The 16,809-nt window shown below is 66.0% G+C and carries 18 protein-coding genes; 2 read left to right on the top strand and 16 right to left on the bottom strand.

Translation table 11 applies throughout. The annotated features are described in order from the left end of the window. The first annotated feature begins 342 nt into the window (after positions 1-342). A complete protein-coding gene (locus BBX35_RS11295; RefSeq protein ID WP_067220022.1) occupies positions 343-1,521 on the top strand; it encodes an FIST N-terminal domain-containing protein in 1,179 nt (392 codons plus the stop codon). Then, on the top strand, positions 1,518-2,870 hold the full coding sequence (locus BBX35_RS11290) for an ATP-binding response regulator (RefSeq protein WP_067219851.1): 1,353 nt from the start codon (positions 1,518-1,520) through the stop codon (positions 2,868-2,870). The genes BBX35_RS11295 and BBX35_RS11290 overlap by 4 nt, the downstream gene beginning before the upstream one ends. A 23-nt stretch (positions 2,871-2,893) precedes the next feature. Here BBX35_RS11290 and BBX35_RS11285 read toward each other — a convergent pair whose 3' ends face one another. The 16 genes from BBX35_RS11285 to phnG all read right to left on the bottom strand — a co-directional run bounded on the left by BBX35_RS11285 (position 2,894) and on the right by phnG (position 16,773). Then, positions 2,894-3,610: a response regulator gene (locus tag BBX35_RS11285; protein WP_083206231.1), complete on the bottom strand. Its 717-nt coding sequence runs from the start codon at positions 3,608-3,610 to the stop codon at positions 2,894-2,896. A gap of 162 nt (positions 3,611-3,772) precedes the next feature. Further along, on the bottom strand, positions 3,773-4,507 hold the full coding sequence (locus BBX35_RS11280) for an FkbM family methyltransferase (RefSeq protein WP_067219849.1): 735 nt from the start codon (positions 4,505-4,507) through the stop codon (positions 3,773-3,775). 164 nt (positions 4,508-4,671) lie between these two features. Beyond that, a complete protein-coding gene (gene phnN / locus BBX35_RS11275; protein ID WP_244271611.1) occupies positions 4,672-5,220 on the bottom strand; it encodes a phosphonate metabolism protein/1,5-bisphosphokinase (PRPP-forming) PhnN in 549 nt (182 codons plus the stop codon). Between the two features lie 36 nt (positions 5,221-5,256). Beyond that, entirely contained in the window at positions 5,257-6,396 is a 1,140-nt protein-coding gene (locus BBX35_RS11270; RefSeq protein ID WP_067219844.1) for an alpha-D-ribose 1-methylphosphonate 5-triphosphate diphosphatase, read from the bottom strand. 30 nt (positions 6,397-6,426) lie between these two features. Then, positions 6,427-7,119: a DUF1045 domain-containing protein gene (locus BBX35_RS11265; RefSeq protein ID WP_067219841.1), complete on the bottom strand. Its 693-nt coding sequence runs from the start codon at positions 7,117-7,119 to the stop codon at positions 6,427-6,429. A gap of 126 nt (positions 7,120-7,245) precedes the next feature. After that, positions 7,246-8,592 (bottom strand): phosphonate ABC transporter, permease protein PhnE, encoded by a 1,347-nt coding sequence (gene phnE, locus BBX35_RS11260; RefSeq protein WP_067219838.1) that lies wholly within the window; start codon positions 8,590-8,592, stop codon positions 7,246-7,248. 1 nt (position 8,593) lies between these two features. Next, positions 8,594-9,451: a phosphonate ABC transporter, permease protein PhnE gene (gene phnE, locus BBX35_RS11255; protein WP_067219836.1), complete on the bottom strand. Its 858-nt coding sequence runs from the start codon at positions 9,449-9,451 to the stop codon at positions 8,594-8,596. Positions 9,452-9,533: 82 nt separating this feature from the next. Continuing rightward, positions 9,534-10,439, bottom strand: a complete 906-nt coding sequence (gene phnD / locus BBX35_RS11250) for a phosphonate ABC transporter substrate-binding protein (protein WP_067219834.1) — start codon at positions 10,437-10,439, stop codon at positions 9,534-9,536. 75 nt (positions 10,440-10,514) lie between these two features. Continuing rightward, positions 10,515-11,366, bottom strand: coding sequence for a phosphonate ABC transporter ATP-binding protein (gene phnC / locus BBX35_RS11245; protein ID WP_067219832.1), 852 nt, complete (start codon positions 11,364-11,366; stop codon positions 10,515-10,517). 122 nt (positions 11,367-11,488) lie between these two features. Continuing rightward, positions 11,489-12,109: a DapH/DapD/GlmU-related protein gene (locus tag BBX35_RS11240; RefSeq protein ID WP_067219830.1), complete on the bottom strand. Its 621-nt coding sequence runs from the start codon at positions 12,107-12,109 to the stop codon at positions 11,489-11,491. A 10-nt stretch (positions 12,110-12,119) separates the two neighbouring features. Continuing rightward, complete coding sequence (gene phnL / locus BBX35_RS11235) at positions 12,120-12,851, bottom strand: phosphonate C-P lyase system protein PhnL (RefSeq protein WP_067219828.1); 732 nt, start codon at positions 12,849-12,851, stop codon at positions 12,120-12,122. A 2-nt stretch (positions 12,852-12,853) separates the two neighbouring features. Next, complete coding sequence (phnK, locus tag BBX35_RS11230) at positions 12,854-13,630, bottom strand: phosphonate C-P lyase system protein PhnK (RefSeq protein WP_171901438.1); 777 nt, start codon at positions 13,628-13,630, stop codon at positions 12,854-12,856. A 5-nt stretch (positions 13,631-13,635) separates the two neighbouring features. Then, positions 13,636-14,565 (bottom strand): alpha-D-ribose 1-methylphosphonate 5-phosphate C-P-lyase PhnJ, encoded by a 930-nt coding sequence (locus BBX35_RS11225; RefSeq protein ID WP_067219825.1) that lies wholly within the window; start codon positions 14,563-14,565, stop codon positions 13,636-13,638. Continuing rightward, positions 14,562-15,680: a carbon-phosphorus lyase complex subunit gene (locus tag BBX35_RS11220; RefSeq protein WP_067219824.1), complete on the bottom strand. Its 1,119-nt coding sequence runs from the start codon at positions 15,678-15,680 to the stop codon at positions 14,562-14,564. Before BBX35_RS11220 ends, BBX35_RS11225 begins: the two co-directional genes overlap by 4 nt. Beyond that, on the bottom strand, positions 15,680-16,306 hold the full coding sequence (gene phnH / locus BBX35_RS11215) for a phosphonate C-P lyase system protein PhnH (RefSeq protein WP_067219821.1): 627 nt from the start codon (positions 16,304-16,306) through the stop codon (positions 15,680-15,682). Before phnH ends, BBX35_RS11220 begins: the two co-directional genes overlap by 1 nt. Continuing rightward, positions 16,306-16,773, bottom strand: a complete 468-nt coding sequence (phnG, locus tag BBX35_RS11210; RefSeq protein ID WP_067219818.1) for a phosphonate C-P lyase system protein PhnG — start codon at positions 16,771-16,773, stop codon at positions 16,306-16,308. The genes phnH and phnG overlap by 1 nt, the downstream gene beginning before the upstream one ends. Positions 16,774-16,809 lie beyond the last annotated feature (36 nt).

Genomic DNA, 16,809 nt, shown 5'->3' with positions numbered 1-16,809 from the left:
AATGCAACGACGCAGAACATCCGCATCGTTCAGAGCGGCCCAAACCGCCCCGCGACCAGCCAAAATCCGATACTCACCAAACAAATCCATGAAAGCTCCTCCCGGCCCGGCCTCTGGCAGCAAGATGCATGGCGGGCCGTGTGCCCGGTCTCCCTCCAGGCGCCTTCAGGAGAAGGCAGCGCCTGGCGCTTGTACACTGTACTTTCGGTCGAAGCAGAACACCGGCTTGTCACGACGAAGCGGGCGGCCCTAGACTGAGCCGTCGCCGCAGCGTCATCCGGTCGTCGGCCTTGCCGACCGGCCGGAACGGGGGAGATGGCGGGCGGCACGAGGGAGGACAACGTGCAGCCGAACGGCGGCATCGAACACGCCTGCGGCGTCGTCGCGCTTGAATGCGACGACCCGGGCGATGCGGGATACTGGGCTCGCGTGGCTGCCGCGCGAGAGCGCAGCGCTGCAGGCTTTGCGCTGGTGTTCTTTTCCTCCGCGCGTTTCGCGCCCCACACGGTGACAAAGGCTCTCGCCGCGACCTGTCCGGGCCTGCGCTATGCCGCCTGCTCCACTGCCGGCGAGATCACCCGAAACGGCATCTCCGAGGGCAACCTCATCGTCATTCTCTTTCCGGCCGACCGCTTCCGCATCGCCGGGCACCGGATCCGCGATATTCGCCGCGCCGGGATGGAAAGGATCGTGGCGCAGGTCGGCGAAGCCAAGCGCCAGTTCGTCGGGCCCGCAGCCGCACGCTCCGCTCACACCTTCGCCCTGTGCCTGATCGACGGTCTCTCCTTCGCCGAGGAATCCGTCACTGCCGCCCTTCACTGGGGCCTCGACGACATCCCGCTGCTTGGCGGCTCGGCCGGCGACGACATGCGCTTCGGCGAGACGACGCTGATCCTCGACGGCGAGCCGGCCAGCGATGCCGCGCTCCTCGTGCTGGTCGAGACGCAAGTTCCCTTCCACATCTTCAAGACGGACAATTTCGTGCCGACGCCGGACAAGCTGGTGGTCACCCGCTCAGATCCCGACAGGCGCATCGTTCACGAGTTCAACGCAGCACCTGCAGCGCAAGAATATGCCCGCGTGATCGGCATGGATCCGCAGAGCCTGTCGCCGATGAGCTTCGCCTCGCATCCGCTCGTCGTGCGGGTCGGCGGCGAATACTACTGCCGCTCCGTGCAGAAGATGAACCGCGACGGCTCGCTCTCCTTCTTCTGCGCCATCGACGACGGCATCGTCATGACCGTAGCGGAACCAGCCGGGATGACCCGCACCACCCGCGCCGCCTTCGACGCGGTGCGCGAGCGCGTCGGCGGCATCGACTTCGTGCTCGGCTTCGACTGCGTGCTGCGCCGGATCGACGCCCGCAACCGCCAGGTGACACACCGCATCGCCGCGATCTATCGTGAGAACAAGGTCATCGGCTTCAACACCTATGGCGAACAGTACCTGTCGATGCATCTCAACCAGACCTTCACCGGCATTGCCTTCGGTCTGGGCCAGAGCGGCGGGAGCGGCCCGTGAGTATTCTCGATATCGACGATGTCGAACGCCTGAAACGCATCAACGATGCGCTGATCAATCGCGTCGAGCGCGCCATGGATCAGCAGCGCAACGCCTTCTCCCTGTTCCAGACCGCCATCGCGCTGGAGGGACAGGTGCGGCAGCGCACGGACGAACTCACCTCCACCTTGCGCAATCTCGAGAAGACCAACGCGGAACTGGCCCGCCAGAAGGAGATTTCGGAGCGCGCCGACCAATCGAAGACCAGGTTTCTCGCTGCCGCAAGCCACGACGTGTTGCAGCCACTGCATGCCGCACAGCTGACCATGTCGGCACTCTACGACCTGCAGGAAAGCGAGCGCGGCAGGGCGATGGTGATGCAGGTGGAGCGCTCGCTCGACACCATGAACGAGCTGCTGCACACGCTGCTCGACATTTCCCGTCTCGATGCCGGCGTGATGGTGCCGGACCATACAGCCGTCCCCCTGGTGCCGGTGGTCGAATCCCTGCTGTCCGACCTGCGGCCTATCGCGGAGGCCAAGGGACTGCGCCTGCAGACATCCATCACCGGCGATCATGTCCGCTCCGACCGCACGATGTTGCGGCGCGCGCTGCAGAACCTGATTTCCAATGCCATCCGCTATACCGACCGCGGCGGTGTGCTGATCGGCACGCGGCGCCGCGGCAACATGGTGGCCATCGAGGTGGTCGACACCGGCTGCGGCATTCCCCTCGACCAGCGCGAGCTGATCTTCGACGAATTCCACCGCGGGCCGGTCGCCAAGGGACGCGCCAGCCGCGACGACGACTGCGCTCTGGGTCTCGGCCTTTCCATCGTGCGCCGCCTGGTGACGGCGCTGGGACACGACCTCAGCCTGACGTCGGAAGTCGGCAAGGGCAGCCGGTTTCGCATTCTCGCCGAGCGCTGTGAACCGCCCTCGGTCGGCGAGATCAGGCCGCAAGCGGCCCAGCGGCCGGCCAACGACGCGACACTTTCCGGCCGCCGCGTTCTTCTCCTGGAGAACGATATCGAGGTGACGCGCGCCATGTCGACCCTGCTCGACGGATGGGGTTGCGAACACCGGATCGCGGCCTCGCACGCAGAAGCGGAAGAGGTGCTGAACGAAGGCTTCGTGCCGGACCTGATCATCGCCGACCAGCATCTGGACCATGGCGACCACGGTACGCAAACGGTAGCTGCCCTGGCGCGGCGTCTGAGGCGGCGGGTTCCGGCCATCCTGGCGACCGCCGATATTTCCGAGCCCGTCATGCGCGATGCTGCAAATCTCGGTGCGGAGTTCATGGCAAAGCCGGTCAAGCCGGCGCAACTGCGGGCGCTCATGGCGCATATGCTGGCCGCTGCGCCCTAGTTGCGCTTGGCGAAAGCAGCCGATCAGTCGCCAGTGCTGCCGCTGCGGCCATGTCCCACGGAGCCGGCCGGATCGAGCCCGGAAGCCTGCTCCAGTTTCGACATCTCGATCACCACCTGCGTGCGGCTGTGGACGTTGAGCTTGCGAAGGATCTCCGAGACGTGGGCCTTCACCGTCGTCTCGCCCACCTGCAGCTCATAGGCGATCTGCTTGTTGAGCAACCCGTCGCAAATCATGCCGAGCACCTTGAGCTGTTGCGGCGTCAGCGTCGCCACCCGGTTGATCATGTCCCGGGCATGGTCGTCGATCTGTTCGTCGCTCGTCGCCACCAGATTGTCCGGCACGAAGACAGCCCCGTTGATGACTTTCTGGATGGCGTCTGCAAGGGCCGCCTTCTTGGCAGACTTGGGAATAAAGCCGGCAGCCCCGTAGGCAATCACCTGCGAGACAACCTTAGGGTCTTCGTGGCCCGAGACGACCACCACCGGCAAGCGCGGGAAGTTGGTGCGAAGATGCAGCAGCCCGTCCATGCCGCGCACGCCGGGAATGCTGAGATCCAACAGTGCCAGATCGAAACCGCCTTCCGCGGCCAGGATATCGCAGGCCTCCGGCAGCGAGGCGGCATCCTGGGTATCGGCATCCGGATAGGCCAGCGTCACCGCGCTGTGCAGGGCCTCTCGAAACAGCGGATGATCGTCGATGATCAGGAATTTCGCCATGGCACCGGATTGAACTGGCATGTCGGTCTCTCCGACCATCGCATCAAATGCGTGATCTTCAAAGGCTTTGTCCGCAAGCAGCTGGCACATGCTTGCTCCCCGGCGACAAGTGTTGCCAAGGGCCTGCACTCCGGCAAGCGGACTAAAGAACGAGAGACGCGGCTCCTGGGTGCGCGGGAAGGTTCAGGCGAAGCGGGTGAAAAGCTCCGCCTCGCTGCTTTCGCTGTCGCCGACCGCCTCGAAACAGACGACCGGTCCTTCCGACAGGGCGGCATTGTAGGCAAAGCCTTCCGCGCAGAGGCCGGAGAAGATCTCGATCATGCCGGCCTTGCCGATCTTGTGCGGATGCACTTCCAGCACGATGCGCTTGAGACCGTGGACGCGCAGATCACGGAAGAGATCTAGCTCGGCCCCCTCGATGTCGGCGATAAGGACGGTGATGCCCTTGTCCGCGATGAAGGCGGAAGCGTCGACCGCCGGCACCCGCACCGTCTCGGTCACGCCCTCCTGGTCCTGACCGATGCCCGAGCGCCAGAATTCGCGGTGCAGGGTAAACTCGACGTAGCCGGTCTTCAGGGTCGCAGGATCGGAGACGAAGGCCGCATTGATCACCTCGACACCGGTCACGCCGTTCTTGAGATGGGTCTGGCGGATATGCGGGATCAGGCGTGCATCTGCCTCGACGGCAGCATAGTAGGCGGGCCCGACATTGCGCATCACGCCAGCGGAAATGAAGCCGATGCCGGCACCGAGTTCCAACACCCGGTCTTCCTTGCGCACGAAACGCGAGGCCATGGACAGCTCGGACGCCTCGTAACGGCCGCGGCGGATCTCCTCGATGATACGATCGTTGGCAACGGTCTCGTCCAGAGACAGCACCAAACCGCTGGTGCGATGGGTTACCAGTTGCCCCGACATCCGATCCACTCCCGTCCTTCGGCATGCGATGGCGCCACGGCCCGACCCGCAACCAGCTGCATCCGTATTTTTATCAATGCTCGCAATGCGAGCAATACTGCTCTTCTTGTCGCAAAGCTTCAGCGCCTGCGCAAGAGGTCCGTTGGATTGCGAAGGGTGTCGTTTCAGCGCTTTGCCGGAGCGGCGAGCCCCAGAATGGCGGCGACCAGCGCGTCGGCTGCCTGGTCCAACTCGCCGCTATTGTCGATAACGCAGACGGGCGCGACCGGCAGCGGCTCTTCGGCACGCGCGATGCGTGCAGCGATCTCGTCCGCGCGCTCGCGCCCACGCGCCGCAAGGCGGGCAGCCAGAACCTCGGGAGCTGCCGCGATCTGGATCACGGACAGCGTCGGAAACCGCTCCTTCATGCCAGCGAGAACCTTGCGGGACCCGTTGATAACGGCAGGCCTTCCGGCGGCGAGATGCCCGGTCAAGGACGCAGGAAGCCCGTAGCCCAACCCATGCGCCCGCCAGCAATAGGCAAAACGGCCCGCGCGTTCCGCCTCATCGAACGCTTCTGCCGTGATCGGCACATGCTCCTCGGCGTCCCCGCTTGCCGGCCGGGTGATCGACCGGCGCACGAAAAGCACCTCAGGCCGATCGGACAAGGCCGCCCTCGCCCGCGCAAGCAGCGTGTCCTTGCCGACCCCGCTTGGCCCGACGACGGCGATCAAAGGCCCCTGCCTGCCCGATGCTGCCCCCTGCATCGCTCAAACCACCCGGTTGCCTTCGCGCCAGACGGTGCGCACGATCGGGATGTGCTCCTCGACGCGCACACGCACCAGATCGGCGCGCTTGCCGATGGCGATCTCGCCGCGGTCGTCGAGCCCGGCGGAGCGGGCCGGCGTGCGTGTGACCATGGCAATCGACTCCGGCAGGTCGATCCCGTCGACCACCTCGCCCAGGAAGAAGGCGGACTGGATGAGGCTGAAGGGGATGTAGTCCGACGACAGGATGTCGAGCAGGCCGTTGGCCGCAAGATCCCGCGCCGAGACATTGCCGGAATGCGAGCCGCCGCGCACCACGTTGGGAGCCCCCATCAGCACCGCCAGCCCCTGCGACTTGGACGCGCGCGCCGCCTCCAGCGTGGTCGGGAATTCCGCGACGCGGATCCCCAGTTCCACCGCCTCGTCGACATGAGCATCGGTCGCGTCGTCATGGCTGGCCAGCATGACCCCGCGCGCTCTGGCGCGCTCGGCGACGATCTTGCGGTTCTTGTCGGACCAGGTCGCCGACTGAGCCATCCGCCGCTCGCAGAAGTCGTTGAACTCCGCGTCGCTCATGCCCCGCTTGCCCTTGTAGTAGATCGCGTAAGCCTCGAGGCTCACGAACTGGCGCTGCCCGGGCGAGTGATCCATCAGCGAAGCGATGCGCACGCGCGGGTCGTTCTCGAAGATCTCGAAGCTATCCAGGCAATTGGGCGCGGACACTTCGCAGCGCAGGTGGATGAAATGCTCCGCCCGCAGCCGGTCCTTCGCCATGCCCGCCTCGATGGCATCGGCCAGCCGCCGCATGTCGGCATCGGTGATGTCGGTATCCTCGTCGAGCCCGACGCGCAGGGCATCGAAGACCGTGGTGATGCCGCTGGCAGCGATCTGAGCATCATGGGCACAGACGGCTGCAATCGGGTTCCACCGGACCTTGGGGCGCGGCGCGTAGTGGTTTTCCAGATGATCGGTATGCAGCTCGACCAGCCCGGGGGTCACATAGTCGCCGCCCATGTCCTGTGCGCCCGGCAGCGACGAGGGGCCGCTGTCGATCCCGGCGATGCGGCCGTCGCGCAGATGCAGCGAGCCCTCGACAACCTGGTCGGCCAGCACGATCCGGGCATTGGTCAGTATGGTATCCATCGGTCCGTCTTTCTCGAGGGGAACGGTCTGTCAGCCGCCTGTTCCCGCAAGTGGCGCCTGATGCAGGCAGATGAAGGGAGCGCCTGGAGCCGGCTCGGCGAAGATCGCAAGCCGGTCGAAGGCGACCGGGGTCGCCACCAGCGCATCGAACTGCTCGTCCAAAGCCCGGCGAACGGCAACTGCCGTCTCGCCGTCCAGCCGGTCGCTGAGCGTCATGTGGAAGCGGAATGCGTCGAAAATATAGGGATAGCCCCAGGTCTCCAGCAGCTCCCGCTGCTGCGGCGACAACTTCTCCGGGCGGCGACGCGCGATCTCCGCCTCGGTAAGAGGCGCCCGGAAGGGCTCGAAATGCCGCACGATGCCGCTAGCCAACCCGTTCAGCTCGTCCACCGGGCCGGCGGGCGTCAGCGCGAAGAAGCCGTCGAGATCCGACAGCTTCAAGCTCACGGGAGCGATGGGCCGCGTCGCACCGCAGAAGGCATCGAAAGCGGAAACCAGCTCGTTCTCGCTCCGCCCTGCAGCCAGACGGAACGGCGCCTTCAGCGTCCCGTGAAAGCCGTAGCGCACCGCAGAGGCGATCAGGCCGGCCCGGGCCTGCGGCGAGAACCCGCCGATATCAGCCGGCTCGACAGCTCTGCCGAATACGCTGCGGCCGAGCCAGTCCTCGGCCGCGCGGACCAGCGGGTGCCCGGCGTCGGGCGTGAAGTAGATCGCGTATCGCATGCGTTCCGCTTTTCGTGAAGCCGAGAGCCGGCCAGGACGGTCGCGCCAGGGGACGCAACACCTCGCTCCGAACCCCAGCGACGGGCAGGACCTGCCGGGAAAGCCCCTGACAGTAAGCCGTCGAACTTACGTCCGACCGGCCCGACCGATCAACAGGCCTCTGAGCCATCCGGACAGGCTGTCCATCGCCATTACCATCAGGACGATGAGGATGATGTAGTAGCTGACCTCCTCCCAGTCCTTCTGGGTGATGATCGCCTGGGTGAGCAGCAGGCCGATGCCGCCGCCGACGATGGCGCCGATCACGGTGGCGCTGCGCGTATTCGATTCCAGGAAGTAGAGAACCTGGCTGAGCAGCACCGGCACGATCTGCGGCATCACGCCGAAGCGCGCCTGCTGGATCGGCGATGCGCCGGTCGACTGGACACCTTCCACCTGCTTGCGGTCGATGTTTTCCAACGCCTCCGAGAACAGCTTGCCGAAAGACCCGGTGTCGGTCATCAGGATCGCCAGCGACCCCGTCAGCGGACCGGGTCCGAAGGCGCGGCTGAGGATGATGGTCCAGATCAGCCCGTCGACGCCGCGCACGAAGTCGAACACACGCCTGAGCGCAAAGCGCACGATCCGTGCGGGCGTGAAGTTGGACGCGGCAAGGAACGCGAGCGGCAGTGCAACCAGCGCCGCGCCCATGGTTCCCAGGAACGCCATCAGTACCGTCTCGAACAGGGCCCAGGCGACGTCGCCGTGCCGCCACATCTTGTTGGTCCAGAATTCCGAGAGCATGTAGGCGATGTTCGGCCGTGCCGGATCGATGCGCTCGCCAGACACCGCCAGTCCCGCCAGCTCGGGAACCGAGCGGCCGCTGAACGGACTGTCGAGCGTGAAGAAGAACAGCTCCCAGCCCGGCTCGTAGCGGAAAGTCTCGGTCCGGTTGCGGGTCATCGAGAACCGCCCCTGCGGTGTCGTCGCGGTGACGCGGGCGGACGATGCGTTGATCCAACTCGGAACCTCGCCCTCCGGCAGTTCCAGACGGATGCCCCGCCCCTCCGGCTCGACGCGGATCACGCCGTAATCGGGAACGGTGAAACGCGCGCCCTCGCCCTCATAGACGACTTCGTAGCCCTTCCCGAGATCGATCCGCGTAACGCCGTCCTGCATGCCCACCCAGTCGGGCAGACGGCCGGGCGGATAGGTGCCCTTGTTCTCGCCTTCGATGGCCACGGTGACGTTGCCGGTGCGGTTGTCCCGCGTGACATGCGTCTTGTAGCTCCAGAAGTCGGAAAGCAGGATCGCCGCGTTGTCGGTCCGCGCATTGGCGACAATGCCCGGAATGTCGAAGGCGAAGAACACGTAGGTCAGGTAGAGGAGAACCACCGCGGGGACGGTGAAAGCGAGCCGCCGCTTGCGGTCGAAGGCGGCAACCGCAGCGTCGCCGAGCGAGCCGGCCTGCGCTGTGGAGATCATCGCAGCCATGTCAGTGCCCCTTCACCAGCTTGTGCCGGAAATGGCTCGACACCTGGTCTATGACGACGATGGTGGCGAAGAGCAGCAGGAAGATCGCGACGACCTGGTCGTAGCGCCCCTGCCCCCACTGCATCGCCGTCTTGAGATCGTAGCCGATGCCGCCAGAGCCGACGAAACCCAGAATGGCGGAGGCCCGGACGTTGATCTCGAAACGCAGGAGCGCATAGGAAAGCCAGTTCGGCATGACCTGCGGCAGCACGCCGAGCCACATCGACTGGCTCCAGCTCGCGCCCGCCGAGGCAAGTCCCTCGACCGGCTTGCGGTCGGCGTTCTCGCTCACTTCCGAGAACAGCTTTCCGAGCGCTCCCGTTGTATGGAAGGCGATGGCGATCATCGCCGGCACCGGCCCGCCGCCGAGCAGGAAGATGAGCACGAGCGCGATCACGATCTCGGGGATCGCCCGCATCGCATCCATCAGCCGCCGGAACACGGGGATCAGCGCGGGAAACCGCGCCAGCCCGCGTGTCGACAGCAGCGACAGCAGCGCGCCCCCACAGGCTCCGATCAGCGTTGCCACGCCGGCAATGTTGATGGTCTCGATCAGAGACGGCAGAAACGTCCACATCAGGCCCGGCAGGTTGCCGGCCTTGGCGATCGCCTCGCTCACCACCTCTGACGGAAAGTCGAAGAACTGGTGGATGCCGGTCCAGAAGCCGCCGGCATTGCGGGCATCGGCAAGCTGGAAGCCCGATAACATCAGCAGGGTGAAGACCAGCAGCAGGATGCCGCTGTACATCTGCCGCTGGCGGGCATGGGCGAGATAGTCGGCGCGGATGTCGCCCGACCTGGCGGAAGCCGTGTCCGTCATGAAGTCCTGCTATCGATGGCTGTTGGCCAAAGCGCACGGGCGGGACCACAGGCCCCGCCCGGCTGTCACGAAGATCGGCCGATCAGTTGCTCTTGGCCTTACGGACCGCGATGATCGACTCGTAAGCGTCGTGGGTGATCGGGGCGAAGCCCGCGGTCTCGCCGGCGGCCACGTTGTAGGCGCACTCCGGATCCTTGCCGTGCAGGTCCTTCAGGAGCTGGGTGACCTTCTCCTTGACGTCGGCCGGCAGGGCGCGGCGCAGGACGACCGGACCCTCCGGGATCGGCTTCGAGCGCCAGATCTCGACCAGATCGTTCATATCGACGAGACCGGCATCGACCGCCTTGCGCAGGGCGCCGGAATTGTAGCCGTCGATCCACTCGCCCTGGCCGTCGGCCCAGGTCACGCCGCCGTCGACATCGCCGTTCTTCACGGCAACGATGGTCTGCTCATGACCGCCGGTGAAGACCACTTCGCCGAAATATGCGCCGTTTTCCATGGACGCACCGGTCTGCTGCGGGATCTCGATGGACGGGATCAGGTAGCCGGAGGTCGAGTTCGGATCGCCGAAGCCGAACTTCTTGCCCTTCATGTCGGCAAGTGAGGTGATGCCGCTGTCCTTGCGGGCAAAACCGATGGAGTGATACGAGAACGACCCGTCGAGGTTGGTCTTGACCAGCACAACGTCGACCGCTTCCGGATCGGTCAGATAGGTCTTCGCGTAGCCCGAGGCACCGAGCCAGGCCAGATCGATGGAGCCGCCAAGCAGACCCTGGATCACACCGTCATAGTCGGCCGGGGTGAAGATCTTGGTCTCGACGCCGAGCAGGTCCTGCACATAGGAGCGCAGGCACTCGTTGGAGGCCAGACGGTCCTGGGCGTTCTCGCCGCCGAGAACGCCGATGCGGAACTCGGTGATCTCCTGCGCCGTTGCACCGACAGACATGGCCGCGACCGCGGTAGCGGCCAAGAGAAGCTTCCTGAGCATGTGACGTCTCCTGAAAGAGGTCGTTTGGTATTAGTTGTGTGACCGCGCGCGGAAAGCCGCGCCGGATCCTGCGGCTCAGGCGGAGGCGGAGGCCGTCCGCAACATGGCCGGGGATGGGGAGACCACCGCTGCCGGCATCGGCCGGGCGGTGATGCTGGTCGAGGTGATGGCCTCGGAGATTTCGTTGCCCTCGCCATCGGTGCCGTAGATCTCGCGCACCGCTTCGGCCGTCAGCTCATTCGCGGTGCCGTCGAACACGACCCGCCCCTGCGACATGCCGATGATCCGCTCGCAATAGGTGCGCGCGGTGTCCAGCGTGTGCAGGTTGGTGATGACGGTGATCCCCTCGCGCTCGTTGATGTCCTTGAGCGCATCCATGACGATCTTGGCATTCAGCGGGTCGAGCGAGGCGATGGGCTCGTCGGCGAGCAGCACCTTCGGTGATTGCATCAGCGCGCGGGCGATCGCCACACGCTGCTGCTGGCCGCCCGACAGTGCCTCGGCGCGCTTCATCGCATGCTCCGCGACACCCAGCCGCTCCAGGATGTCGATGGCGCGCAGGATGTCGGCCTTGGAAAACAGGTTGAAGACGGTTGAAAGCGTCGAGCGGGCATTCAGCGTGCCGTGCAGCACGTTGGACACCACGTCGAGGCGAGGCACGAGGTTGAACTGCTGGAACACCATCGCGCAGTCGCGCCGCCACGAGCGCAACGCCGATCCCGACAGCGCCGAGACCTCGGTGTCGCGGAACAGGATCCGTCCGCCATTCGGATCGACCAGCCGGTTGAGCATCCGCAGCAAGGTGGACTTGCCGGCACCCGAACGGCCGATGACACCGACCATCTGTCCGTCCGGAATATCCAGCGTCACGCCATCCACCGCGGTCAGCAATCCGAACTTTCGCGTCACACCGTCGAGCTTGAACATCTGCGCCTCAATCCTGATGATTGAAGCTTGCGTATCCTGTATAGATGACAGGGAATCTGCGGTTTTATGACAATTTCCTGACGTTTCCCGGCTCCGAAAAAGCAATGTGCCGGCTCATGACTTCACTGGCTTGCCCCGTAACGGTCCAGAAACGCCTGGGCATCGAGATTTCGAAAGTCTTCGAGCGTTTCGCGCAAGCGTTCGTGGCTCCAGTTCCACCAGGCAAGCGCCTGCATGCGTGCCACGACATCGGCCGGAAACCGCTCCCGGATCAGCCGCGCGGGAACGCCGCCGACGATGGTGTACGGCGCGACATCGCGGGACACGACGGCCCCCGATCCGATCACCGCGCCGTCGCCGACGGACACGCCGGGCAGGATGGTGGCACCGTGGCCGATCCATGTGTCGTGACCGATCCGCACACGCAGCGCCCGGCGCCGCCGGAAGAAGTCGGCCTCCTGGTCCGCGTCGTCCCAGTAATCGTTCGCCCGATAGGTGAAATGGTGCAGCGTTGCTCGCTCCATCGGATGATGGGTGGCATTGATCCGCACGCAGGCGGCGATGTTCGCGAACTTGCCGATCTCGGCGTTCCAGATCATCGCGTCGCGCATCACATAGGAATAATCATCCATGCGGGTCTCGCTGATGCTGACCCGCGCGTCCACCTCGGTGTAGCGGCCGAACTCGCAGTCGCTGACCTCGGCGGTCGGATGGATGAACGGAGTTTCGGAAAGTCGTGCCATACCCCGCCCCTCAGGCTGCGCGCGCCGGCCCGAAGCCGCGCACGTCGATGATCCGGTCTGCGACAGCCTCTCGCACCTCCTCGTCGTGGAAGATGCCGATCTGCGCGACGCCCTGCGCCTTCTTCTGAGCGATCATCTCGATCACCACGCGCCGGTTGGCGGCGTCGAGCGAGGCGGTCGGCTCGTCGAGCAGCAACACCGGATGATCGGTGATGAAGCCGCGGGCGATGTTCACGCGCTGCTGTTCGCCTCCGGAAAAAGTCGCGGGCGGCAGCTGCCAGAGGCGCTGCGGCAGGTTGAGCCGCTCGAGCGTCCGTGCAGCCCGCTCCCGCGCGGTGGCTGCATCGATGCCGCGCGCAACCAGCGGCTCGGCGACCACGTCGATTGCCGCAACGCGTGGAACGGTGCGCAGGAACTGGCTGACATAGCCGAGGGTTTCGCGGCGGATGGCCAGCACCAGCCGCGGCGAGGCCGCAACCAGATCGACCATCGCCTCGCCGTGGCGGATCAGGATCTCGCCGCCCGTTGCGGCGTAGTTGCCATAGAGCATCTTGAGGATGGAGCTCTTGCCGGCGCCCGACGGGCCGCCGAGCACGACGCATTCTCCGGCATGCACCTCGAAGGACGCCCCCTCCACCACCGGCAGTTCGAGACCGCCCTGCAGGTGCATGCGGAAGGACTTGGACAGGGCACTTGCCCGCACGGCGACGGTGCCGGCTTCGCGGCTGACGAGATCGGACATGGTCACACCTGCAGAATGGAAGAGACGAGAAGCTGGGTGTAGGGCGCCTGAGGATCGTCGAGCACCCGGTCGGTCAGTCCTTCCTCGACCACCCGGCCGTCCTTCATCACGATCATCCGGTGCGACAGCAGCCGGGCAACCGCGAGATCGTGGGTGACGACGATGGCGGCAAGGCCGAGGTCGTTGACGAGACCGCGCAGCAGATCGAGCAGACGCGCCTGAACCGACACGTCGAGACCGCCGGTCGGCTCGTCCATGAACACGAGGCGCGGCCCGGTCACGAGGTTTCGGGCGATCTGCAGCCGCTGGCGCATGCCGCCGGAAAAGGCGCGCGGCTGGTCGTCGATACGGTCGGCGGCGATCTCCACCCGCGACAGCCAGTGGGTGGCGGTATCGCGGATACGCCCGTAGTGGCGCTCGCCGACGGCCATCAGCCGCTCGCCGACATTGGCGCCGGCCGACACGGTCATGCGCAGCCCGTCCGCCGGGTTCTGATGCACAAAGCCCCAGTCCGTGCGCATCAACAGGCGCCGTTCGGCCTCGCTCATCCGATAGAGATCGCGGCTCTCGCCGTCCCGCATGCGGTAGCTGACGCTGCCCGCACTCGGCTCCAGCCGTGTCGAGATGCAGTTGAGCAGCGTCGTCTTGCCCGAGCCGCTCTCACCGACGATGGCCAGCACTTCGCCTGGATAGACCTCGAACGAGACATCCCGGCAGCCGACCCGCTCACCGTAGTAGCGCGACAGTCCCGCAACGCTCAGCAGCGGCGTTTCATCCAGCATCGTCATCGCGCTGCCTCCCCTTCACCCTTGCCATGGCCCGCATAGGCCTCGTCCGGCGACATGCTGCCGCGATGGCCGGCCGCGCGGCGGTCTTCGCAATGGTCGGTGTCCGAGCAGACGAACATCCGCCCGCCGCGATCGTCGAGGATCACCTCGTCGAGATAGACGCCCTCGGCGCCGCACAGGGCGCAGGGCTCGTCGAATGTCTGGATCTCGAAGGGATGGTCCTCGAAATCGAGGCTGACCACCCTTGTGTGCGGCGGAATGGCATAGATCCGCTTCTCGCGGCCCGCGCCGAACAGCTGCAGCGCCTCGCTCATGTCCATCTTCGGATTGTCGAACTTGGGCGTCGGCGAGGGATCCATCACATAGCGACCCGACACCAGCACCGGATAGGCATAGGTGGTCGCGATATGGCCGTGACGGGCGATATCCTCGTACAGCTTGACGTGCATCAGGCCGTATTCCTCGAGCGCATGCATCTTGCGCGTTTCGGTCTCGCGCGGCTCGAGAAAGCGCAGCGGCTCGGGGATCGGCACCTGGTAGACCAGCACCTGACCGGCCTGCAGCTTCTCTTCCGGGATGCGGTGGCGCGTCTGGATGATCGTCGCCTCGCGCGTTTTCGTGGTCACCGCGACGCTGGCGACCTTCTGGAAGAACGCGCGGATCGACACTGCATTGGTGGTGTCGTCCGCCCCCTGGTCGATGACCTTCAGGACGTCCTGCGGCCCAAGGATCGAGGCGGTCACCTGCACCCCGCCGGTGCCCCAGCCATAGGGCATCGGCATCTCGCGGCTGGCAAAGGGCACCTGGTATCCGGGAATGGCGATGGCCTTGAGAATCGCCCGGCGGATCATCCGCTTCGTCTGCTCGTCCAGATAGGCGAAATTGTAGGTGGCGAGGTCCTCGCCGAGTGCGGTTGCGGCGCTCATTCGGCAGCCTCCTGCGTGTCGCTTTCGCGTGTCTGCCGCGCCTCGAACTCGGCCCGCATCCGGCGGACGAGATCCAGCTCCGCCTGGAAGTCGACGTAATGCGGCAGTTTCAGATGCTCGACGAAGCCCGTCGCCTGGACGTTGTCGGCATGGGAGATCACGAATTCCTCGTCCTGCGCCGGGGCAACGCGGTCCTCGCCCAGCTCGCCGGCGCGCAGCGACCGGTCGACGAGTGCCATCGCCATCGCCTTGCGCTCCGACTGGCCGAACACCAGGCCATAGCCGCGGGTGAACTGCGGCGGCAGCTTCGCCGAACCGGCGAACTGGTTGACCATCTGGCATTCGGTCACGCGGATGCGGCCGAGCGAGACGGCAAAACCGAGCTCGGGCACGTCGATCTCGACCTCGACCTCGCCGATGCGGATCTCGCCGGCGAAGGGATGCGTGCGCCCGTAGCCGCGCTGGGTGGAATAGCCGAGAGCCAGCAGAAAGCCCTCATCGCCGCGCGCAAGAGCCTGAAGGCGCAGATCGCGCGCCATCGGAAACTCCATCGGCTCGCGCGTCAGGTCGCCGGAGGGTTCCTGAGGCATCTCGGCCGGGTCTCCCGAATAGGCCCGCTCGATCAGGTCTTCCTGCGCCAGAATGTCGGAGACACGGGTCAGCGGCTCGCCTTCGCTTTCGCGCGCCGGGGCCGGCGCCACCGTCTCGTCGCCGGCAAGGGCAGGATCGAGCAAGCGATGCGTGTAGTCGAAGGTCGGGCCGAGAACCTGCCCGCCGGGCAGATCCTTGTAGGTGGCCGAAACCCGCCGCTCGGCAACCATGTCGCCGGTCTCGACCGGCAGCGAGGCACCGAAGCGCGGCAGGGTCGTGCGGTAGGCGCGCAGCAGGAAGATCGCCTCGATCATGTCACCCCGCGCCTGCTTGACGGCCAGTGCGGCAAGCTCGGGCGCGTAGAGCGAGGCTTCCGCCATCACCCGGTCGACGGCCAGCGCCAGTTGCTCGACGAGCTGTTCGACGGTGATCGAGGGAAGGGACCGGTCGCCGCGACGACGGTCGGCCAGCATCTTGTGGGCGTTGGCGATGGCCGCCTCGCCGCCCTTTACTGCGACATACATCAGCCCGCCTCCGTCTCGTTGACATGGGATACGACCGTGCTGCGCGGCAGCGCCATCATGCGCAGCCCCGCGACGAGCACGACATCGACACCGCGCGGAAAGAGCGCCCGGTTCGCGGCGCGTTGAGCCACGAAATCTTCCGGCAGACCGACCGGCCCCACGACCCGCTGACCGTCGATACCGGGGCCGTCCAGCCTCAGACGCACGCCGCCTTCCAGCGCCTCCACCTCGACCACCAGCGTCGTCGAGCGGTCGGGATATTCCTGCGTTCCGATGGCAAAGGCGTCCATTGCCGGCATGTTCGTGCCCCTTGCGAAGGCGAAAGCCGACCTATCGGCATCGCGCGCCACCGGCGCGCCGCACTGGAAGGACAGCCAGGCCCGCACGCTCTCGCTGTCGGCTCCTTCGCCGAGCCAGACCGGGGTGTCGGGATCGCATATCGCCAGCGCCACTGCACCGGAGCCCTGCCCCAGCGGCGCGGGCGGTGCGATGGAGACGGGAAGATCATGAACGGTGCCAGGGCGGGCCATCGCATCCATCAGGGCGCGAAAGACGGCCTGCGCCTGGAAAACCGGATCGTCGAAGCCGCCGGAGACGGCAACCGTGGAAAGAAGGGCTTCGGACATCAGTCGTCTCCCCGGACCATGGTGAAGAAGTCGACGCGAGTGGCGGCGGCCTCACGCTTGACGCGGGAGACTTCCTCCGCGCGTGCCGCAGCCAGCGGCGTGAGCACCTGCGCCTCGATATCGTCGCGGCGCGCGCCCTCGCTCCACATCGCGGCAAGCACTGCACAAAGGCGCGCCTTCGCCCGATCCTGACCGAGCGCATAGGCATGACCGACAGTGCCGCCGGCGAGCCGGACGGTGGCCCGTGTCACCGCCGCCTCGCCGAGGTTGAACGGAGCGCCGTCCCCGCCGATGCGGCCGCGCACCATGACCAGGCCGATCTCCGGCCCGCGCACCGGCATTGCTTCCGGCAGGTCGCCGAGCGCCGCCGCGCAGGCCGCAATCTCCACGCCGGGGGAGGCCGCCAGCACGTCCATCAGCCGCTTGAGGCCAGACCCCGCCTCGCTTTGCGTTTCAGCTTCCGCCATCTGCCGCTCCGTTGCTGAATTCACACTTGCCTGAAG

The sequence above is a fragment of the Stappia indica genome (genome assembly GCF_001696535.1).
GTDB lineage: Bacteria > Pseudomonadota > Alphaproteobacteria > Rhizobiales > Stappiaceae > Stappia > Stappia indica.
This window is presented reverse-complemented; position numbering and strand designations above follow the sequence as displayed.

Excerpts from the sequence above, each read along its gene's own strand:
- phnG (WP_067219818.1), bottom strand. The coding sequence starts at position 16,773 with ATGGCGGAAGCTGAAACGCAAAGCGAGGCGGGGTCTGGCCTCAAGCGG.
- phnC (WP_067219832.1), bottom strand. The coding sequence starts at position 11,366 with ATGTTCAAGCTCGACGGTGTGACGCGAAAGTTCGGATTGCTGACCGCG.
- BBX35_RS11225 (WP_067219825.1), bottom strand. The coding sequence starts at position 14,565 with ATGAGCGCCGCAACCGCACTCGGCGAGGACCTCGCCACCTACAATTTC.
- BBX35_RS11285 (WP_083206231.1), bottom strand. The coding sequence starts at position 3,610 with ATGCCAGTTCAATCCGGTGCCATGGCGAAATTCCTGATCATCGACGAT.
- BBX35_RS11280 (WP_067219849.1), bottom strand. The coding sequence starts at position 4,507 with ATGTCGGGGCAACTGGTAACCCATCGCACCAGCGGTTTGGTGCTGTCT.
- phnE (WP_067219838.1), bottom strand. The coding sequence starts at position 8,592 with ATGGCTGCGATGATCTCCACAGCGCAGGCCGGCTCGCTCGGCGACGCT.
- BBX35_RS11265 (WP_067219841.1), bottom strand. The coding sequence starts at position 7,119 with ATGCGATACGCGATCTACTTCACGCCCGACGCCGGGCACCCGCTGGTC.
- BBX35_RS11220 (WP_067219824.1), bottom strand. The coding sequence starts at position 15,680 with ATGTATGTCGCAGTAAAGGGCGGCGAGGCGGCCATCGCCAACGCCCAC.
- BBX35_RS11240 (WP_067219830.1), bottom strand. The coding sequence starts at position 12,109 with ATGGCACGACTTTCCGAAACTCCGTTCATCCATCCGACCGCCGAGGTC.
- phnD (WP_067219834.1), bottom strand. The coding sequence starts at position 10,439 with ATGCTCAGGAAGCTTCTCTTGGCCGCTACCGCGGTCGCGGCCATGTCT.
- BBX35_RS11270 (WP_067219844.1), bottom strand. The coding sequence starts at position 6,396 with ATGGATACCATACTGACCAATGCCCGGATCGTGCTGGCCGACCAGGTT.
- phnL (WP_067219828.1), bottom strand. The coding sequence starts at position 12,851 with ATGTCCGATCTCGTCAGCCGCGAAGCCGGCACCGTCGCCGTGCGGGCA.
- phnH (WP_067219821.1), bottom strand. The coding sequence starts at position 16,306 with ATGTCCGAAGCCCTTCTTTCCACGGTTGCCGTCTCCGGCGGCTTCGAC.
- phnE (WP_067219836.1), bottom strand. The coding sequence starts at position 9,451 with ATGACGGACACGGCTTCCGCCAGGTCGGGCGACATCCGCGCCGACTAT.